This window comes from Rhizomicrobium sp., assembly GCA_037200045.1.
Lineage (GTDB): Bacteria > Pseudomonadota > Alphaproteobacteria > Micropepsales > Micropepsaceae > Rhizomicrobium.
Genome location: JBBCHM010000001.1, coordinates 1,803,237 through 1,819,612 on the forward strand (window position 1 = coordinate 1,803,237; position 16,376 = coordinate 1,819,612).

The following is a 16,376-nucleotide window of genomic DNA, read 5'->3' on the forward strand; positions in this document are numbered from 1 at the left end:
TTGCAAATCCCCGTCATCGATATCGCGCCGTTTTCTTCCGGAGCCGGACCCGCGTCCGTCGCGGCGCAGTGGGACGCGGCGATGCGGGGGATGGGGTTCGCGCTGATCGGCGGCCATGGCATCGACAAGGAATTGATCGACGGCATCTACGATCATGCGCGGGCGTTCTTCGCGCGGCCGCTCGCGGAGAAAGCAAAGCTCACTTTTCCAGACAAGGGCCGCGGCCAGGGTTATCTACCGCTGCGTAGCGAGGTCGTCGGCGGCGGGCGCGATCCGGACGCGCGGCCCGATCTCTGCGAGTCGCTCACCTTCGCCAATCCGCGCTTCGACCGGGCGGCGCCAGACAATGCGCTCGACGCGCGGCTCTATCGCGCCAATCTGTGGCCGCACGTCATGCCGGGCTTTCGCGAGACGGTGGAGGCCTATATCGCGGCGGGCCGCGACCTGGCGCTGACGCTGATGCGGCTGAGCGCCGTGGCGCTCGGCCTGCCGGAGGACTATTTCGCGCCGTTCTTCGATCACATGGAACTGAACCTGCGTTGCGTGCTTTATCCCGACCAGCCGGAGGCACCGGACGCGCACGAACTGCGCTACGGCCCGCACACCGATTTCTCCGGCTTCACCATCCTGCGCCAGGACGCGGCGCCGGGCGGGCTTCAGGTGAAGAGCGGCGCGGACTGGATCGACGTGCCGGCGGTGCCGGGCACGCTGGTCATCAACGCCGGCGATCTGATCCAGCGCTGGACCAACGACCGCTGGGTGTCGAACGTGCACCGCGTGGTGAACCCGCCGCGCGATCGGACGAGCGGCACACGCCGGCTCTCCATCGTGTTGTTCACCGGTCCGAACAGCGATGCCGAGATCGCCTGCCTGCCGGGTTGCGGGCCGGCGCATTATCCGCCCATTCTCGCCGGACTCCATTCCGAAGAGAGGATGCGGCAGACCTATGGGAAGACTTCGGCCTGAGCGCTTGCGGCCCTGGATTCCCGCTTTCGCGGGAATGACAATTGTGTTTGTTGCACTGGCAGCGCAGGCCGCGCCTTTACCATCGCGCGAGGATCGCGTCGCGGCGGTGATCGCGCGCGCCGCCGCCTCGCCGCCGGCCTTGCGCATCCTGCTGCAGCCGATGCCGAAGGGCGGCGACCTGCACAACCATCTCGACGGCTCGGTCTATGCCGAGGACTATCTGAAATGGGCGAGCGAGGACGGCGATTGCATCGCGCGGGCGGCGCGGGCGATCACCCCGCCGCCCTGCGCCGCCGACCAGGTGCCGGCCAAGGACCTCGTCGGCCGCGATCCGAAATTCTACCAGGAGACTATCGACGCGCTGTCGATGCGCAACTGGTCTCCCGGCGGCGGCACCGGCGAGGCGTCGGGCCACGACCACACTTTCGCGGCCTTCGCGCGGTTCATCCCGGCCGGCGCGGGGCATCTGGGCGACATGCTGGCGGCGACGCGGCGGATCGCGGCGGCCGATCATGTGACCTATATCGAGCAGATGACCGATCCCGCCGGCGCGTTCTCGCTTGCGCTGTTCGGCGACGATGTTTCGTTCGACGCCGCCGATCTGTCCAGGAGCTTCGACGCGGTGGCGCCGAAACTGCCCGCCCTGGCGGCGGCCGCGCGCGCCGAATACGACGCGGCCGAGGCGAAGATGCGCGCGGCGCTGGCCTGCGGCACGCCGGGGGCCGACGCCGCCTGCGCCGTGACGGTGCGTTATCTCTTCTATGTCGTGCGCACCCTGCCGCCCAAACAGGTGTTCGCGCAGATCGCGCTGGGCTTCACGCTGGCCGCGACCGATCCGCGCTTCGTCGGTGTCGATCTGGTGGCGCCGGAGGACGATCCCGTCAGCCTGCGCGATTTCGAATTGCAGATGGAGATGTTCCGCTTCTTTAAGACCTGCTTTCCCGGCGTGAACCTGTCGCTGCATGCCGGCGAGCTGGCGCTGGGCCTCGTGCCGCCGACCGAGCTCGGCTTTCACATCCGCGACACGGTGGAGATCGCCGGCGCGCGGCGGATCGGCCACGGCTATTCGATCCCCTATGAACGCGACGCCGCCGGCCTGCTGGCCGAGATGGCGGCGAAGAAGATCGCGGTCGAGATCAATCTCACCAGCAACGCCATAACGCCGGGCATATCAGGCGCGGAGCATCCGCTGGCGCTCTATCGCCGCGCCGGCGTGCCGGTGACGCTGTCGGCGGACGACGAGGGCGTGTTCCGCATCGACCTCACCCACGAATATGTTCGCGCGGTGACGGAGCAGAAGCTCGGCTATCTCGATCTCAAGCGAATCGCGCGCAACGGGCTGGAATACAGCTTCCTGCCGGGGGCGAGCCTGTGGACCGGCGGCGACTATCGCAAGCCGGCGCCTGCCTGCGCCGGCAATGTGCCCGGCGCCGCGAAGCCGACCGCGCCTTGCGCGGCGTTCCTGGCGGCGAACGAAAAGGCTTCGGTGCAGTGGCCTTTCGAGCATGAAATCGCGGCCTATGAAGATGCGGTCCTGGCCGGTCCGTTCGCGAAGCCCTGACCCGTCCCGGCGGGTGCCTACGCCTCCGCCGCGATGTACATGTCGACATGGGAGCCCTTGCGCATCGGCTCGAAGTCGGAGGGGTAAAGTTCGAAGTCCGGCGCGGGGACCGTCTTGAGGCCCGAGCGCGGCAGAAGTTCGCCCCAGATCTTGCCCATCGCGGCCTGCATCTGCGGATGCAGGGCGGAGCCGTCGAGCGTCAGGCGGAAGACCGCGTGGACATGCGCGTCCAGCGCGATGCGCTCGAAGCCGTCGGGCAGCGGCGCGTCGCCCGTCACCTCCACGCCGGCGATGTATTTGAGGGCGCCCTCCTCCTTGTCCTCCATCCGGCATACGCCATAGCTGCGCGCATCGGCCTGGCCGGCCAGCGGCAGGACGCGGATGAGCCGTGGCCACAACCCGGGAATGCCGCTCTTGTTCTCGTCGGTGAACAGGGCGCCGACGCCGGCCACGGTGAAGGCGGCGCGCGGCACGCGATCGGCAAGCAGTTCGACTTTCGCGGTGGCGGGCATGACGGTCTCCTTCCTGGGTTGCTCGAGGGCTTCGCGCTTGAACTGGCCGGGCGGCACGCCATAGCGTCGATGAAAGGCGCGGGTGAACGCCTCCTGGCTTTCGTGGCCGCAATCGAAGGCCAGCTCCGCCACCGTGAGCGGCCCGCCCCGGTGCGCCTCGATATAGGCAAGGATATCGGCCAGGAAATCGGGCTCGGACATCGGCGGATCATGGCAGGCGGCCGAGGCGCCGTCCTGACGGGCTTGCGGCCACCCTTTGCCGCCCGATACGTTTGCTCAAGGACGCGCAGCCAGGAGACGCCGATGGCAGAGCCCAACGAGTCCAATTCCGCCCAGGAAAAGCAGGATCGGCGGAAACCCAAGCCGGTTGCGCTCGACCCGCTGGCCAACCACACGGTTCCGGTGGCCGACGGCGCGGTCCATGGCGGCGAGGAGACCAAGCCCGGCCAGATGGACGGCGACGAGGACATCTCGCCGAGCGCCCCGCAAAGCGAGGTCGAACGGGCGGTGCGGCGCTGAGCCGCCCGGCTTGGGAACGAGCCAAGAACAACATGTGGTATTTCCGCGGAAAACCATTGCTTTAACCAGTATCTTGCAAATGAGAACAAATCGTGTACTTTGATCGCCTCGTGGCGGCGGCTTGGGTTTTCCTTGCCGCTCTGAAATAAGGAGGCGCATCTCATGTCACAGGCGGCTTTGCGGGTAGTGGCCAAGGACGACAAGGAAAGTTCCGATCGCAAGCGGGCGCTCGACGCGGCGCTGAGCCAGATCGATCGCGCCTTCGGCAAGGGCTCCGTCATGAAGATGGGGGCCCGGGACCTGGGGGTCGCGACCGACGCGGTCTCCACCGGCTCGCTCGGGCTCGATATCGCGCTCGGCATCGGCGGGCTGCCGCGCGGCCGGGTGATCGAGGTCTATGGCCCGGAAAGCTCGGGTAAGACGACGCTGGCGCTGCATGTGGTGGCGGAGATCCAGAAGAAGGGCGGCATCGCCGCCTATATCGATGCCGAACACGCGATGGACCCCGGCTACGCCAAGAAGCTGGGCGTCGACATCGACGAGATGCTGATCTCCCAGCCCGACACCGGCGAGCAGGCGCTGGAGATCACCGACACGCTGGTGCGCTCGGGCGGCGTCGACATCGTGGTGATCGATTCGGTCGCGGCGCTGACGCCCAAGGCCGAGCTTGAGGGCGAGATGGGCGATTCGCTGCCCGGCCTGCAGGCGCGGCTGATGAGCCAGGCGCTGCGCAAGCTCACCGCCTCGATCTCCAAGTCCAACACCATCGTGCTGTTCATCAACCAGATCCGCATGAAGATCGGCGTGATGTTCGGCAATCCGGAGACCACGACCGGCGGCAATGCTCTGAAATTCTACGCCTCGGTGCGCCTGGACATCCGCCGCATCGGCGCGATCAAGGACCGCGACGAGGTGATCGGCAACCAGACCCGCGTGAAGGTGGTCAAGAACAAGGTCGCGCCGCCCTTCAAGCAGGTCGAGTTCGACATCATGTACGGCCAAGGCATCTCCAAGACCGGCGAACTGCTCGATCTGGGCGTCAAGGCGGGCGTGGTGGAGAAGTCCGGTTCCTGGTTCTCCCATGACGGCGACCGCATCGGCCAGGGCCGCGAACAGGCCAAGACCTTCCTTTCCGCTCATCCCGATATCGCCGACAAGATCGAGGCCGCGATCCGCGGCAATGCCGGGCTGATCGCCCAGAACCTGGCGCTGGGCGGCTCGGACAAGGATGACGACGACGAGGAATAGGCCGGTCCGGCAAGGCCGGCTTGTTGATTATCGCGCGGCTGATGCTGCGCTTTGTGTTCGTTCCTTTATTGGCATGAGGGAACGACTCCGGCGAAGGGGCGCCCCGCCACGGGCGCCCCTTCGTTTTTCTCCACCCTCCCTCGAGGAGAGGGTGAGGATTTCTCCGGATCGACCGCTATTCCGCCCCTGGGGATGACAGAAAAAGGCGCGACAGCTACATAACCCCCATGACCAGCCTCGCAGACGTCCGCACCTCGTTCACCGACTTCTTCCGGGACCGCCAGCATTCGGTGGTGCCGTCCTCGCCGCTCGTGCCGCGCAACGACCCGACCTTGATGTTCACCAATGCCGGCATGGTGCAGTTCAAGAACGTGTTCACCGGGGCGGAGAAGCGTCCTTACGTCCGCGCCACCTCGGTGCAGAAATGCGTGCGGGCCGGCGGCAAGCACAACGATCTCGACAATGTCGGCTATACCGCGCGCCACCACACCTTCTTCGAGATGCTGGGCAATTTCTCGTTCGGCGACTACTTCAAAGAAGTCGCGATCGAAAATGCCTGGGACTACATCTCCAAGACGCTGGCCCTGCCCAAGGACAGACTGTGGGTGACGGTCTATCCAACCGACGACGTCGCGCGGAACCTCTGGAAGAAGATCGCCGGCCTGCCCGAAAGCCGTATCGTCGGCCATGAGAGCAATCTGTGGGCGATGGGGCCGCTCGGCCCCTGCGGCTACTGCTCCGAGATCTTCTACGACCAGGGCGAAGCCGTCGCCGGCGGCCCGCCCGGCTCGCCGGACGAGGACGGCGACCGCTTCCTGGAATTCTGGAACCTCGTCTTCATGCAGTTCGAGCAGGTGGACGCGGACACCCGCATCGACCTGCCGCGCCCCTCGATCGACACCGGCATGGGGCTGGAGCGCATCACCGCGATCCTGCAGGGCGTCACCAACAATTACGACGTCGACCTGTTCCGCCACCTGATCGGCGCCTCGGTCGATCTTTCCGGCGCCAAGTCGGAAGGCGATGCGGTGTTCAGCCACCGCGTGATCGCCGATCACCTGCGCTCGACCTCGTTCCTGATCGCCGACGGCGTCCTGCCGTCGAACGAAAACCGCGGCTATGTGCTGCGCCGCATCATGCGCCGCGCCATGCGCCACGCCCATCTGATCGGATCGAAGGACCCCTTGATGCACCGGCTGGTGCCGGCGCTGGTCGCCGAGATGGGCCAGGCCTATCCCGAGATCAAGCGCGCCGAGGCGCTGATCGGCGAGACGCTGAAGCTGGAAGAGATCCGCTTCCGCGAGACGCTGGCGCGCGGCCTCAAACTGCTCGACGAGGCGGCGTCCGGCATTCCCGCCGGCGGCAAGCTGGCGGGCGATGTCGCCTTCAAGCTCTACGACACGTTCGGCTTCCCGCTCGATCTGACGCAGGACGCGCTGAAGGCGAAAGGCATCGACGTCGATACCGAGGGCTTCGACGCCGCCATGGCGCGCCAGAAGGCCGAAGCGCGCAAGGCATGGGCCGGAACGGGCGAGGCCACCACCGACGCGCAATGGTTCGCGCTGAAGGACGAACTGGGCTCGACCGAATTCCTTGGCTACGACACCGAGCATGCGGAGGGCGTCATCCTCGCGGTCCTGAAGGACGGCGCGCGGCTGGCCGCTGCCGCGAAGGGCGAGACCGTCCGCATTATCACCAACCAGACGCCGTTCTACGGCGAATCCGGCGGCCAGGTCGGCGACCAGGGCGCGATGACCTCGCCCAAGGGCGCCGGCCGGGTGATCGATACCGAGAAGAAACTCGGCAGCCTTTTCGTGCATGTCGTGACGGTCGAGCATGGCGCGCTGAGCGTGGGCGAGACCGTCGACCTGGCGGTCGATGGCGAGCGCCGCCGCGCCACCCGCGCCAACCATTCCGCGACGCACCTGCTGCATGCCGCGCTCAAGCGCGTGCTGGGCAACCATGTGCAGCAGAAGGGCTCGCTGGTCGCGCCCGAGCGGCTGCGCTTCGATTTCAGCCATCCCAAGCCGGTGACGCATGACGAGCTCGAACGCATCGAGCAGATGGTCAACGACGTGATCCGGCAGAATTCCGACGTGACGACACGGCTGATGGCGACGGAGAAGGCGATCGACGCGGGCGCCGAGGCGCTGTTCGGCGAGAAATACGGCGACGAGGTGCGCGTGCTGTCGATGGGCACCGATCCCGAGGCCGGCAAGGACTATTCGGTCGAATTGTGCGGCGGCACCCATGTGCACCGGCTGGGCGATATCGGGCTGTTCACGATCCTGGCGGAGAGCGCGGTGGGCGCCGGCGTGCGCCGCATCGAGGCGCTGACCAGCGAGGGTGCGCGCAAATATCTCTCCGGCCAGGCCGAGATCGCGCGCGAGGCCGCGGCGGCGCTGAAGACCACCGCGCCCGAACTGCCGGCCCGCGTGGCGCAGCTTTCCGAGGAGCGGCGCAAGCTCGAACGCGAGTTGGTCGAGGCGCGCAAGCAGCTCGCGCTGGGCAAGACCGTCGCGCCGCAAGCGGCGCGCGCGGAAGCGAAGGCCGGCGACGGCCCCGCCGTCGACGCGCGGATCGTCGAGGGCGTCGCGCCCAAGGACCTGAAATCGCTGGTCGACGGCGCCAAGGCGCAGATCGGCTCGGGCGTCGTCGCCTTCGTGGCGGTGGCGGACGGGCGAGCCTCGCTGGTCGTCGGCGTGACCGACGATCTCACTTCGCGGATCAGCGCGGTCGACCTCGTCAAGCTCGGCGCCGAGGCGCTGGGCGGCAAGGGCGGCGGCGGGCGGCCCGACATGGCGCAGGCCGGCGGGCCCGACGGCGCCAAGGCGCAGAGCGCGCTCGACGCGATCGCCGACCGCGTAAAGGCCCTCCCGGCGGCATGAAGATCGGGGCCGGCGAGAGCCTGCGCCGGCGCGCCTATCTCGCGCTGGAAGGCGGCCGGCTGGGCGGGCCGTTGGGCGCCGTCGTCGAGGGCACGCTGATCGCGCTGATCGTGCTCAACGTCGCGGCCTATACGATGCAGAGCGTTCCGGCCTTCGAGGCCGCGCACCGCCACACGCTCCACTGGTTCGAGCTCGTCTCGGTCGTCGTGTTCGCGGTGGAATATGCGACGCGGATCTGGACCGCGCCGGAAGACCCCATCGCGAGCGAGCGCGGGCCGGTCTTCGGGCGGCTCTATTTCGCGAGCCGGCCGGTGATGATCATCGATTTCCTGGCGATCGCGCCCGCGATGGCGGCGCTGTTCCTGCCGATCGCCGATCTGCGCGTGCTGCGCCTGTTCCGGCTGCTGCGTCTTCTGAAGATCGCGCGCTATTCCCCCGCCCTGTCGGCGCTGTCGCGCGTCTTGGTCGAGGAGCGCCGGGCGCTTTATGGCAGCCTGCTCTTGTTCCTCTGCGCCATGCTGCTGTTCGCCGCCGCGATGCACGCCATCGAGGCCGAAGCCCAGCCGGAGGCCTTCGGCACGATCCCGCGCGCGATGTGGTGGGCGGTGACGACGCTGACGACGGTCGGCTATGGCGATGTCGTGCCGCACACCGCGCTGGGCCGCTTCCTGGCCGGCATCGCGATGATCGTCGGCCTCGGCCTTGCCGCGCTGCCCGTCGGCATCGTGGCGACGGGCTTCGCCAATTCGATCCACCGGCGCGACTTCGTGGTGACCTTCGGCATGCTGGCCCGCGTGCCGCTGTTCCAAGGCTTCGACGCGCGCACGGTGAGCGAGATCATGGACCTGCTGCGCGCCAACACGGTCAGCGCCGGCGACATCATCTCGCCGGCGGGCGAGCATGCCGCCGCGATGTATTTCGTGGTGGCGGGCGAGGTGGAGGCGCAGATGCCGGGCACACGGCTGCGCTTCTCGGCGGGCGATTTCTTCGGCGAGCTCGGCCTTGTCGAGCACAGCATGCGCGACGCGACGATCGTCGCGGTGCAGACCTCGCGGCTGCTCGAATTGTCGGCGGCCGATTTCGAGGGGCTGCTGCAGAAGCGGCCGGGCCTGAAAGAGACGATCGAGAAGATGACGCCAAAATCGGCGCTCGATCCCTGGCTGTCGGAGTCCGAAGTGGACAAGGCGCATGTCTTCCAGCCGCCGGATCGAAAGCGGTAGGGCACGGACCCGTCCGGGCCGCCATTCCGGTCGCCGCAGCCCGCGCCGTCTATGGCGTGAAGAACACCGCGACCTTGTTGCCGGTGGGATCGCGCAGATAGGCGCCGTACCAGCTTCTCTTCTCCGGCGGGCGATAGCCGGGCGCGCCTTCGTCCGTCCCGCCATTGGCGAGGCCGCCCCGGTACGCGGCATTGACCGCCGCTTCCGAATAGGCCTTGAAGGCGATCATCATGCCGTTGCCCGGACAGGCCGGCTCCCTGTTGTAGGGCGGGCAGAGATAGACGCAGTGCGAATCCTTGCCCTTTGGGCCGTAACCGACCCAGCCGCCGTCGAAAAATTTCCGCTCATTGCCGCAGGCACCCAGCACCGCGTCGTAGAAACGGCCCGACGCCTCGCAATCCAAGGCGCCGATCGTGACATAGCCAATCATCGTCCCTCTCCCAAAATTGGCGCCTGAGCCTAGGGCAAAAATCTGGAACGAATCAAGAACGATTTTGCGCGACAGCTTCGCGGCAATCGCATGCGAACGACTGGCGGTCAGGCCGGCTTCGCGGAGGCCGGGTCGAGCGCGAGGGTGAAGGAGACCACCGTCCCTTTGGGCGTGTTGGGCGACACCCACAGCGTCCCCTTGTGCTCGCTGACGATCTGGCGGCTGATCGGCAGGCCGAGGCCCATGCCGATCAGCGTGGTGCTCGCGAAGGGCTCGAACAGCCTTCTGCCGACATCCTCGGGCAGGCCGGGACCGGTGTCAGCGACATCGAAACGCAGCGCGTTCTCCTCCAGCCGCGCGGTCAGGGCGATCTCGCGGCGCTCCCGGCCGGTGACGGCCTGCGCCGCGTTGGTCACCAGGTTGACGAGAACCTGCTGGACCTGGGTGCGATCCATCGGGACCGCGGGGAGTTCGGGCGCGACGGCGACGGCGAGCGTCGCGTCGGCGCGGCGGACGGCGGATTCGAACAGGCGCACCGCGTCGGCCACGACCGAACCGACATCCTCCCGGCGGTGGACCGTGGTGCCCGCCGACATGTAGCCGCGCAAGGTCTTGACGATGTCGCCGGCGCGGTCGATCTGCTGTGCGAGCTTGCCGAGCAGCTCCTCGGGCTTGGGGCCGGTGGGCGAGCCGCCGCGCTTCAGGGCGCTCAGATAATTCTTCGCCGCCGTCAGGGGCTGGGAGACGTCATGCGCCAGCGCCGACGCCATCATCGCCATCGTGCTCAGCCGCGACATCTCGAGCAGGGCGCTGCGCAGGGCGTCGACCTGCGCCAGTTCCTCGTTGCTCCTCTGCAGCTCCAGGATGAGCCTTTCGTTGTTCCGGGCGAGGCGGCGGCGCGCCTCGTCGGACTGCGGATCGGTGACGGCGGACGTCACGTCATAGACGCGATGGACGATCCAGCGGATCTCGCCGGCATCATCCAGGATCGGCACGTTGCGCGGGCTCCAATGCCGTTCCGCCCGCCCGCCGCCTTCGCTCGGCGGCAGGCGGATGTCGTAGCGGCTGATGGGCATCGAGTCGGAGCGGCGCAGGCGAAACACCCGCTCGATCGAGGCGCGAAACTCCGCCACGGCATTGGCGCCTTCGCCATCAGGATTTTCGGGAAACACGTCGAGGACGTTCAGCCCCAGAACCGCGTCGCGCGCGATCCGCATGGCGTGGCAATAGGCATCGCTCGCCGCGACGATGCGCAGGTCCGGATCGAGTACGAGATAAAGGCCAGGCGACTTCTCGAATAAAGCCTTGAAATCGACGGGCGCGGGTGAGTTCTGCGCCATGCAATTATACTCGCAGCGAACACTGGAACCGAGCACGCCGTTCCGCGCGGAGCGATACGGAATTGTACGTACCGCCGCATATGTTCGATACCGGACAAAGGCCTGGCCATTCGGCGCGAGCCGCGTCAGGCCATCGCCGCCTTGAGGTTCTCGTCGACCTTGTCGAGGAAGCCTTCGGTGGTGAGCCATTTCTGGTCCGGGCCAACGAGCAGCGCGAGGTCCTTGGTCATGAAGCCGGCCTCGACCGTTTCGACGCAGACCTTCTCCAGCGTGTGGGCGAACTTGTCGAGCGCCGCATTGCCGTCGAGCTTGGCCCGGTGCGCCAGGCCGCGCGTCCAGGCGAAGATCGAGGCGATGGAATTGGTCGAGGTCGAGCGGCCCTTCTGGTGCTCGCGGTAGTGGCGCGTGACCGTGCCGTGGGCGGCTTCGGCTTCCACCGTCTTGCCGTCGGGCGTGAGCAGCACGCTGGTCATCAGGCCGAGACTGCCGAAGCCCTGCGCCACGGTATCGGACTGCACGTCGCCGTCGTAGTTCTTGCAGGCCCAGACGTAACCGCCGCTCCATTTCAGCGCGGCCGCCACCATGTCGTCGATCAGGCGGTGCTCATAGGTGATGCCGGCGGCTTTGTACTTGTCGGCGAATTCAGCGTCGAACACCTCCTGGAACAGATCCTTGAAGCGGCCGTCATAGGCCTTGAGGATGGTGTTCTTGGTCGAGAGATAGAGCGGATATTTGCGCGCCAGCGCGTAGTTCATCGAGGCGCGGGCGAAATCGATGATCGACTGGTCGAGATTGTACATCGCCATGGTGACGCCGGCGCCGGGCGCCTGGAACACTTCGTGCTCGATCACCTTGCCGTCCTCGCCGACGAATTTGATCGTCAGCGTGCCCTTGCCGGGGAAGCGGAAATCGGTGGCGCGGTACTGATCGCCATAGGCATGGCGGCCGATGACGATCGGCTGGGTCCAGCCCGGCACCAGGCGCGGCACGTTCTTGCAGATGATCGGCTCGCGGAAGATCGTGCCGCCCAGGATGTTGCGGATCGTGCCGTTGGGCGACTTCCACATCTTCTTGAGCTTGAACTCGGCGACGCGCGCCTCGTCCGGCGTGATGGTGGCGCATTTGACGCCGACGCCGTGCCGGGCGATGGCGTGGGCGGCGTCGACGGTGACCTGATCGTCGGTGGCGTCGCGGTGCTCGACGCTGAGGTCGTAATATTCCAGGTCGATGTCGAGATAGGGCAGGATCAGCTTTTTCTTGATGAGGTCCCAGATGATGCGGGTCATCTCGTCGCCGTCGAGCTCGACGACCGGGTTGGCGACTTTGATCTTGTCCATGGGGGCCTCGAAAGTGCTGCTGGCGCGGGGTATAGCGGGGGCCCATAGACCCGTCAAAGCCGCAAATGACCGCCCCCGCCATCATCCTGTCCCATCCCCAGCTCGGCGAGAACATCGGCGCGGCGGTCCGGGCGATGAAGAATTTCGGGCTGGACGACCTGCGCCTGGTCAAGCCGCGCGACGGCTGGCCCAACGAGAAGGCGCGCCACATGGCGGCGGGGGCCTCCGACCTGCTCGACAAGGTGCGGTTGTACGACACGGCGGCCGCCGCGCTCGGCGACCTGCAGCTCGTCTTCGCGACCACGGCGCGCGAGCGCGGCGTCGCCAAGCCGGTCGTCACCCCGCCGGAAGCGGCCCGGCAACTGCACGCGGCGGTGGCTCGGGGAACGCGCTGCGGCGTCCTGTTCGGCGGCGAGCGGGCCGGTCTCGACAATGACGAGGTGTCGCTGGCGACCGCGATCGTGACGATCCCGACGGCCGAGTTCTCCTCCCTCAACCTCGCGCAATCGGTGATGCTGATCTGCTATGAGTGGTTCCGCACCATCGACGACAGCCCGCGCACCCGCATCGACCACGGCCCGGTCGCCAAGAAAGCGACACGCGAGGAAATGTTCCAGCTCTTCGAGCACCTGGAGAACGAGCTCCTGGCCTCGGGCTTCCTCTATCCGCCGAGCAAGGAGACACCGATGATCCGGCATATGCGGGCGCTCTTGAATCGCGCCGACCTGACCGACCAGGAGGTGCGCACCATCCGTGGCATGATCGTGGCGCTCGCCAAGGGCAAGTTCCGCCGCCGCCCGCCGGAGGGGGCATGACCGCTCTCGCCGTTTTCATCTTCGCCTTTGTCGCGCTGGTCGCGGCGGGGTTCGTCGTGGGTCCGGTGCTGCTGCGGCTCAAGAGCCGCCAGGGCCTGGTGCTGGGGGCCGCGGCGGTGCTGTTCGTGCTCGGCATCGGCGGCGCGCTGTACCTGACGCTCGGCCAGCCGGCGCTGGCGGTGCGCACGCTGAAGGGCAAGGACGACCGCAGCACCAACGCCCTGATCGGCCGGCTCGCCGCCGCGGTGAAGAAGCAGCCCGGCGATCCGCGCGGCTGGGCCTTGTTGGGCCAATACTATTTCACCGCGAACGACCCGCCCGATTCGGCCAGCGCCTTCGCGCGCGCCATCGACGCGGCGGCGGCGCAGGGCCAGCGTTATTCCTTCCTCTATTCGGCTTATGGGGAAGCGCTCACGCAAGCGTCCGCGGGAGCGGTGACGCCGGACGCGGAAGCCGCCTTCGCCCAGGCCCTCGCCATCGATCCCAAGGACCGGTCGGCGCGCTATTTCCTGGGGCTCGCTTCGGCGGCGCGCGGCAACGCGCCAGTGGCGCTGCAATACTGGAACAGCCTGCTCGCCGACACGCCGGCGAAGTCGGAATTGCACACCGACCTCGTGGACCGCATCGCGGCGCTCACGGCGCGCAGCGGCGGCGGCGCGCCGAACATCGCCGACATGGTCGCGGGGCTGGCGGCGCGGCTGAAAGCCAATCCCGACGACGCCGAGGGCTGGCAGCGGCTGATCCGCGCCTATGCGGTGCTGGGCGACAAGCCGAAGGCGCTCGCCGCCCTGGCCGACGCGCGCAAGGCATTCGCCGGCAGGGCGGACGCCCTCGCGATGTTCGACGCGGAGCGGAAGTCGCTGGGCCTCTAGGTGTCGGCGGCGTGGGCGCGCAGCTTGGACCAGTCGTCGTCGGTGTCCTCGACCACGATGGTGATGTAGCAATAGTTCATCACATATTTGAACAGGCGCGAGCGGACCTTGCCCTTCAGCGGCACGTTGCGCATGCCCGGATCGTCCCCCGGGATATCGACATAGTCGCCGACATTGGGGATCAGCGCGAACTGGTCGTGGTCGACTTCGACATCCACCGGCTGGGTATTGTCCACCGGCAAGGAGCCGCCCTTGGGCAAATAGCGATAGTCGATTCCGTATTTCACTGCGATGTCTCCATGCGACGGGAAAGCCTTGGTTGGCATACTTGCCGCGCCTACGTCCAAGTCAAGCGCGGAGCGGCGTCCGAAACGAAAACGGCGGCCTGAAGGCCGCCGTTCGGTACAAATTCCGCATTATTCAGCCGGAAACCCGGCCCTGCTTCCGCATTATTCAGCCGGAAACCCGGCCCTGCCAGACCGGCCAGCAATTGGTCTTTCCGGCGCGCTTTTCCGAATTGTAGAGCTTCATCTGGGCGTCGGCGGCGCTGGCGCCGGCCTGCATCGCGGTGAAATCCGTCCCGCCCGCGCACCAGACATAGAACTGATGCTGCCCGGAGGCGAAGAAATCGGCCTGCTTGGAGGAGGTGAGATTGGCCGCGAGCGCCACGCCCGCCACTGCCACCACGATGCCGCAAACGGCCGCGCCAATAACCCGCTTCATCGTCATACTACGCCCACTCCAAAAAAAGTTCGCGCGCGGGCCCTTGCCACGGGGCCCCATTCCTTTCGTCGGGCTCATCGCCCCTTGTCGTCTTGGTTCCCGCCCCGCGGGGCACGCCGTACATCGCGGCCTGCCTCTGTCCAGCGCGGGGAGGCTACACAAGGCGTTACACCTTGTCATGCTTAATGTCGCGTCTGGTGAACCGCCATCCGGGAAATTAACTTATGCGATTACCCGGAAAGCCTCGGCGCCAAGATCGCGCAGCATGGTCTCGATCTCGCGCGCCGCGGTCTCGACTTCGTCGGCATCGCGCCCGCGCGCGACAAGCTGAACGCCGGAGCCATCCTCGCGATAGAAGGGATAGCTGCCGATTGCGACATCTTTGTGAGCCTTCTGAATCGCCTCGAGGCCGGCGGCGAGGCGGCCTTCCGGAACTTTCGTCTGCACCGTCGCGGCGTGAACGACGGCGCCGCGCGCCAGCAGCGGCTCGATCGCATCGAGCATCGCGCGCATGATCATCGGCACGCCGGCCATGACGAAGACATTGCCGATATGCACGCCGGGCGCGGTGGAGACGCTATTGCGCACGAGTTCGGCGCCGACCGGCACCAGCGCCATGCGCTTGCGCGCCTCGTTGAACTCGCCCGGCTTGTAGCGCGCCGCCATCATCGCCATCGCCTCGGGATGGTAGTGCACGTCGACGCCGAAGGCCGCGGCGATCGATTCGAAGGTGATGTCGTCATGCGTCGGGCCGATCCCGCCCGTCGTGAAGACATAGGTGTAGCGGGCCCGAAGCGCGTTCACCGCGGCGACGATCTCCGCGCGGATGTCGGGCACCACGCGCGCCTCGCGCAGGTCGATGCCGAGCGCCGCCAGGAATTTGGCGATATAGGCGGTATTGGTGTCCTGGGTGCGGCCGGACAGGATCTCGTCCCCGATGACGAGGATGGCGGCGGTCACGGGCGCGGGCTGGCTCATGGGGCGAAGCCGGTGTAAGACTTTGTTGGTTCCGACGAGCCTAGAAAACAGGGCTTTTGCCCTTACATCAAGCGACCGAATAGACGGAATTGCAGCAATGTCCTTCATGCCCGACGCCGAAGCCTTCGAAGCCACCCGCCGCGCCCATTTTGCCGTGACGCTGCATAACCCCGCCGATTTCGAGGGCATGCGCCGCGCCGGACGGCTGGCGGCGGAAGTCCTGGACCTGATGGTTCCGGCGGTAAAACCGGGCGTCACGACCGAATATCTCGACAAGCTCGCCTATGATTACGTCGTCAGCCATGGCGCCATCCCGGCCTGCCTGGGCTATCGCGGCTATCGCCACACGCCTGTGCACCTCGATCAACCACGTCGTCTGCCACGGCATCCCGAGCGACAAGCCCCTGCGCGACGGCGACATCATCAACATCGACGTGACGGTGATCGTGGACGGCTGGCACGGCGACACCAGCCGCATGTATCTGGTCGGCGACGTGAAGCTGAAGGCCAAGAGGCTGGTCGACATCACCTATGAGTCGATGATGCGCGGCATCGCGGTGGTGAAGCCCGGCAACACGACCGGCGACATCGGCCACGCCATCCAGTCCTATGCCGAGGGCCAGGAGCGCTGCGCCGTGGTGCGCGATTTCTGCGGCCATGGCGTCGGGCGCATCTTCCATGCCCTGCCCAACATCGTGCATTACGGAAAGCCCGGGCACGGGATCGGGCTGAAGCCCGGGATGTTCTTCACCATCGAACCGATGATCAATCTGGGCGGCTATGGCGTGAAGGTCCTCAACGACGGTTGGACCGCGGTGACGCGCGACCGCTCGCTGTCCGCCCAGTTCGAGCATTCGGTCGGCGTGACCGAAGAGGGCGTCGAGATTTTCACGAAGTCGCCCAAGGGCTGGGACAAGCCGCCTTACGGCATCTGAGTCCGGCATCGCATTTTTGCCGCCGCCGGCTT

17 protein-coding genes are annotated in these 16,376 nt (G+C 66.9%); 9 read left to right on the forward strand and 8 right to left on the reverse strand.

Annotated features, from left to right (window positions below; genetic code table 11):
• Positions 1 to 966 carry a 2OG-Fe(II) oxygenase family protein gene (locus WDM86_08525; protein ID MEI9990068.1) on the forward strand — a complete coding sequence of 322 codons (966 nt, stop codon included), beginning with the start codon at positions 1 to 3 and terminating at the stop codon, positions 964 to 966.
• 43 nt (positions 967 to 1,009) lie between these two features.
• Positions 1,010 to 2,527: a hypothetical protein gene (locus WDM86_08530; protein ID MEI9990069.1), complete on the forward strand. Its 1,518-nt coding sequence runs from the start codon at positions 1,010 to 1,012 to the stop codon at positions 2,525 to 2,527.
• A gap of 17 nt (positions 2,528 to 2,544) precedes the next feature.
• Here WDM86_08530 and WDM86_08535 read toward each other — a convergent pair whose 3' ends face one another.
• Entirely contained in the window at positions 2,545 to 3,240 is a 696-nt protein-coding gene (locus WDM86_08535) for an AraC family transcriptional regulator (GenBank protein MEI9990070.1), read from the reverse strand.
• A gap of 102 nt (positions 3,241 to 3,342) precedes the next feature.
• On the opposite strand from WDM86_08535, the gene WDM86_08540 reads away from it, so the two are divergent.
• The 4 genes from WDM86_08540 to WDM86_08555 all read left to right on the forward strand — a co-directional run bounded on the left by WDM86_08540 (position 3,343) and on the right by WDM86_08555 (position 8,914).
• Positions 3,343 to 3,558, forward strand: a complete 216-nt coding sequence (locus tag WDM86_08540) for a hypothetical protein (protein ID MEI9990071.1) — start codon at positions 3,343 to 3,345, stop codon at positions 3,556 to 3,558.
• Between the two features lie 162 nt (positions 3,559 to 3,720).
• The gene (gene recA, locus WDM86_08545) at positions 3,721 to 4,806 is read left to right on the forward strand and encodes a recombinase RecA (protein ID MEI9990072.1); all 1,086 of its coding nucleotides are present in this window, start codon (positions 3,721 to 3,723) and stop codon (positions 4,804 to 4,806) included.
• Positions 4,807 to 5,033: 227 nt separating this feature from the next.
• On the forward strand, positions 5,034 to 7,694 hold the full coding sequence (gene alaS / locus WDM86_08550; protein ID MEI9990073.1) for an alanine--tRNA ligase: 2,661 nt from the start codon (positions 5,034 to 5,036) through the stop codon (positions 7,692 to 7,694).
• Positions 7,691 to 8,914, forward strand: a complete 1,224-nt coding sequence (locus WDM86_08555) for a cyclic nucleotide-gated ion channel (GenBank protein MEI9990074.1) — start codon at positions 7,691 to 7,693, stop codon at positions 8,912 to 8,914. The genes alaS and WDM86_08555 overlap by 4 nt, the downstream gene beginning before the upstream one ends.
• Before the next feature lie 49 nt (positions 8,915 to 8,963).
• Here WDM86_08555 and WDM86_08560 read toward each other — a convergent pair whose 3' ends face one another.
• From WDM86_08560 to WDM86_08570, 3 genes are all read right to left on the reverse strand, one after another.
• On the reverse strand, positions 8,964 to 9,344 hold the full coding sequence (locus WDM86_08560; GenBank protein MEI9990075.1) for a VOC family protein: 381 nt from the start codon (positions 9,342 to 9,344) through the stop codon (positions 8,964 to 8,966).
• A 107-nt stretch (positions 9,345 to 9,451) separates the two neighbouring features.
• Positions 9,452 to 10,684 (reverse strand): ATP-binding protein, encoded by a 1,233-nt coding sequence (locus WDM86_08565; protein MEI9990076.1) that lies wholly within the window; start codon positions 10,682 to 10,684, stop codon positions 9,452 to 9,454.
• A gap of 125 nt (positions 10,685 to 10,809) precedes the next feature.
• Positions 10,810 to 12,021 (reverse strand): NADP-dependent isocitrate dehydrogenase, encoded by a 1,212-nt coding sequence (locus WDM86_08570; protein ID MEI9990077.1) that lies wholly within the window; start codon positions 12,019 to 12,021, stop codon positions 10,810 to 10,812.
• Positions 12,022 to 12,086: 65 nt separating this feature from the next.
• Here WDM86_08570 and WDM86_08575 point away from each other — a divergent pair, with 65 nt between their 5' ends.
• Both WDM86_08575 and WDM86_08580 read left to right on the forward strand, forming a co-directional pair.
• Positions 12,087 to 12,836, forward strand: coding sequence for an RNA methyltransferase (locus WDM86_08575; GenBank protein MEI9990078.1), 750 nt, complete (start codon positions 12,087 to 12,089; stop codon positions 12,834 to 12,836).
• Complete coding sequence (locus tag WDM86_08580; GenBank protein ID MEI9990079.1) at positions 12,833 to 13,708, forward strand: tetratricopeptide repeat protein; 876 nt, start codon at positions 12,833 to 12,835, stop codon at positions 13,706 to 13,708. The genes WDM86_08575 and WDM86_08580 overlap by 4 nt, the downstream gene beginning before the upstream one ends.
• Here WDM86_08580 and WDM86_08585 read toward each other — a convergent pair.
• From WDM86_08585 to WDM86_08600, 4 genes are all read right to left on the reverse strand, one after another.
• Positions 13,705 to 13,995 carry a hypothetical protein gene (locus WDM86_08585; protein ID MEI9990080.1) on the reverse strand — a complete coding sequence of 97 codons (291 nt, stop codon included), beginning with the start codon at positions 13,993 to 13,995 and terminating at the stop codon, positions 13,705 to 13,707. The genes WDM86_08580 and WDM86_08585 overlap by 4 nt on opposite strands.
• A gap of 166 nt (positions 13,996 to 14,161) precedes the next feature.
• Positions 14,162 to 14,431 carry a hypothetical protein gene (locus WDM86_08590; GenBank protein MEI9990081.1) on the reverse strand — a complete coding sequence of 90 codons (270 nt, stop codon included), beginning with the start codon at positions 14,429 to 14,431 and terminating at the stop codon, positions 14,162 to 14,164.
• Between the two features lie 222 nt (positions 14,432 to 14,653).
• Complete coding sequence (locus WDM86_08595) at positions 14,654 to 15,409, reverse strand: molybdopterin-binding protein (GenBank protein MEI9990082.1); 756 nt, start codon at positions 15,407 to 15,409, stop codon at positions 14,654 to 14,656.
• Positions 15,410 to 15,476: 67 nt separating this feature from the next.
• Positions 15,477 to 15,713, reverse strand: coding sequence for a hypothetical protein (locus tag WDM86_08600; GenBank protein ID MEI9990083.1), 237 nt, complete (start codon positions 15,711 to 15,713; stop codon positions 15,477 to 15,479).
• On the opposite strand from WDM86_08600, the gene map reads away from it, so the two are divergent.
• On the forward strand, positions 15,712 to 16,344 hold the full coding sequence (gene map, locus WDM86_08605) for a type I methionyl aminopeptidase (protein MEI9990084.1): 633 nt from the start codon (positions 15,712 to 15,714) through the stop codon (positions 16,342 to 16,344). The two genes, WDM86_08600 and map, sit on opposite strands and share 2 nt — an antisense overlap.
• Positions 16,345 to 16,376: the final 32 nt, after the last annotated feature.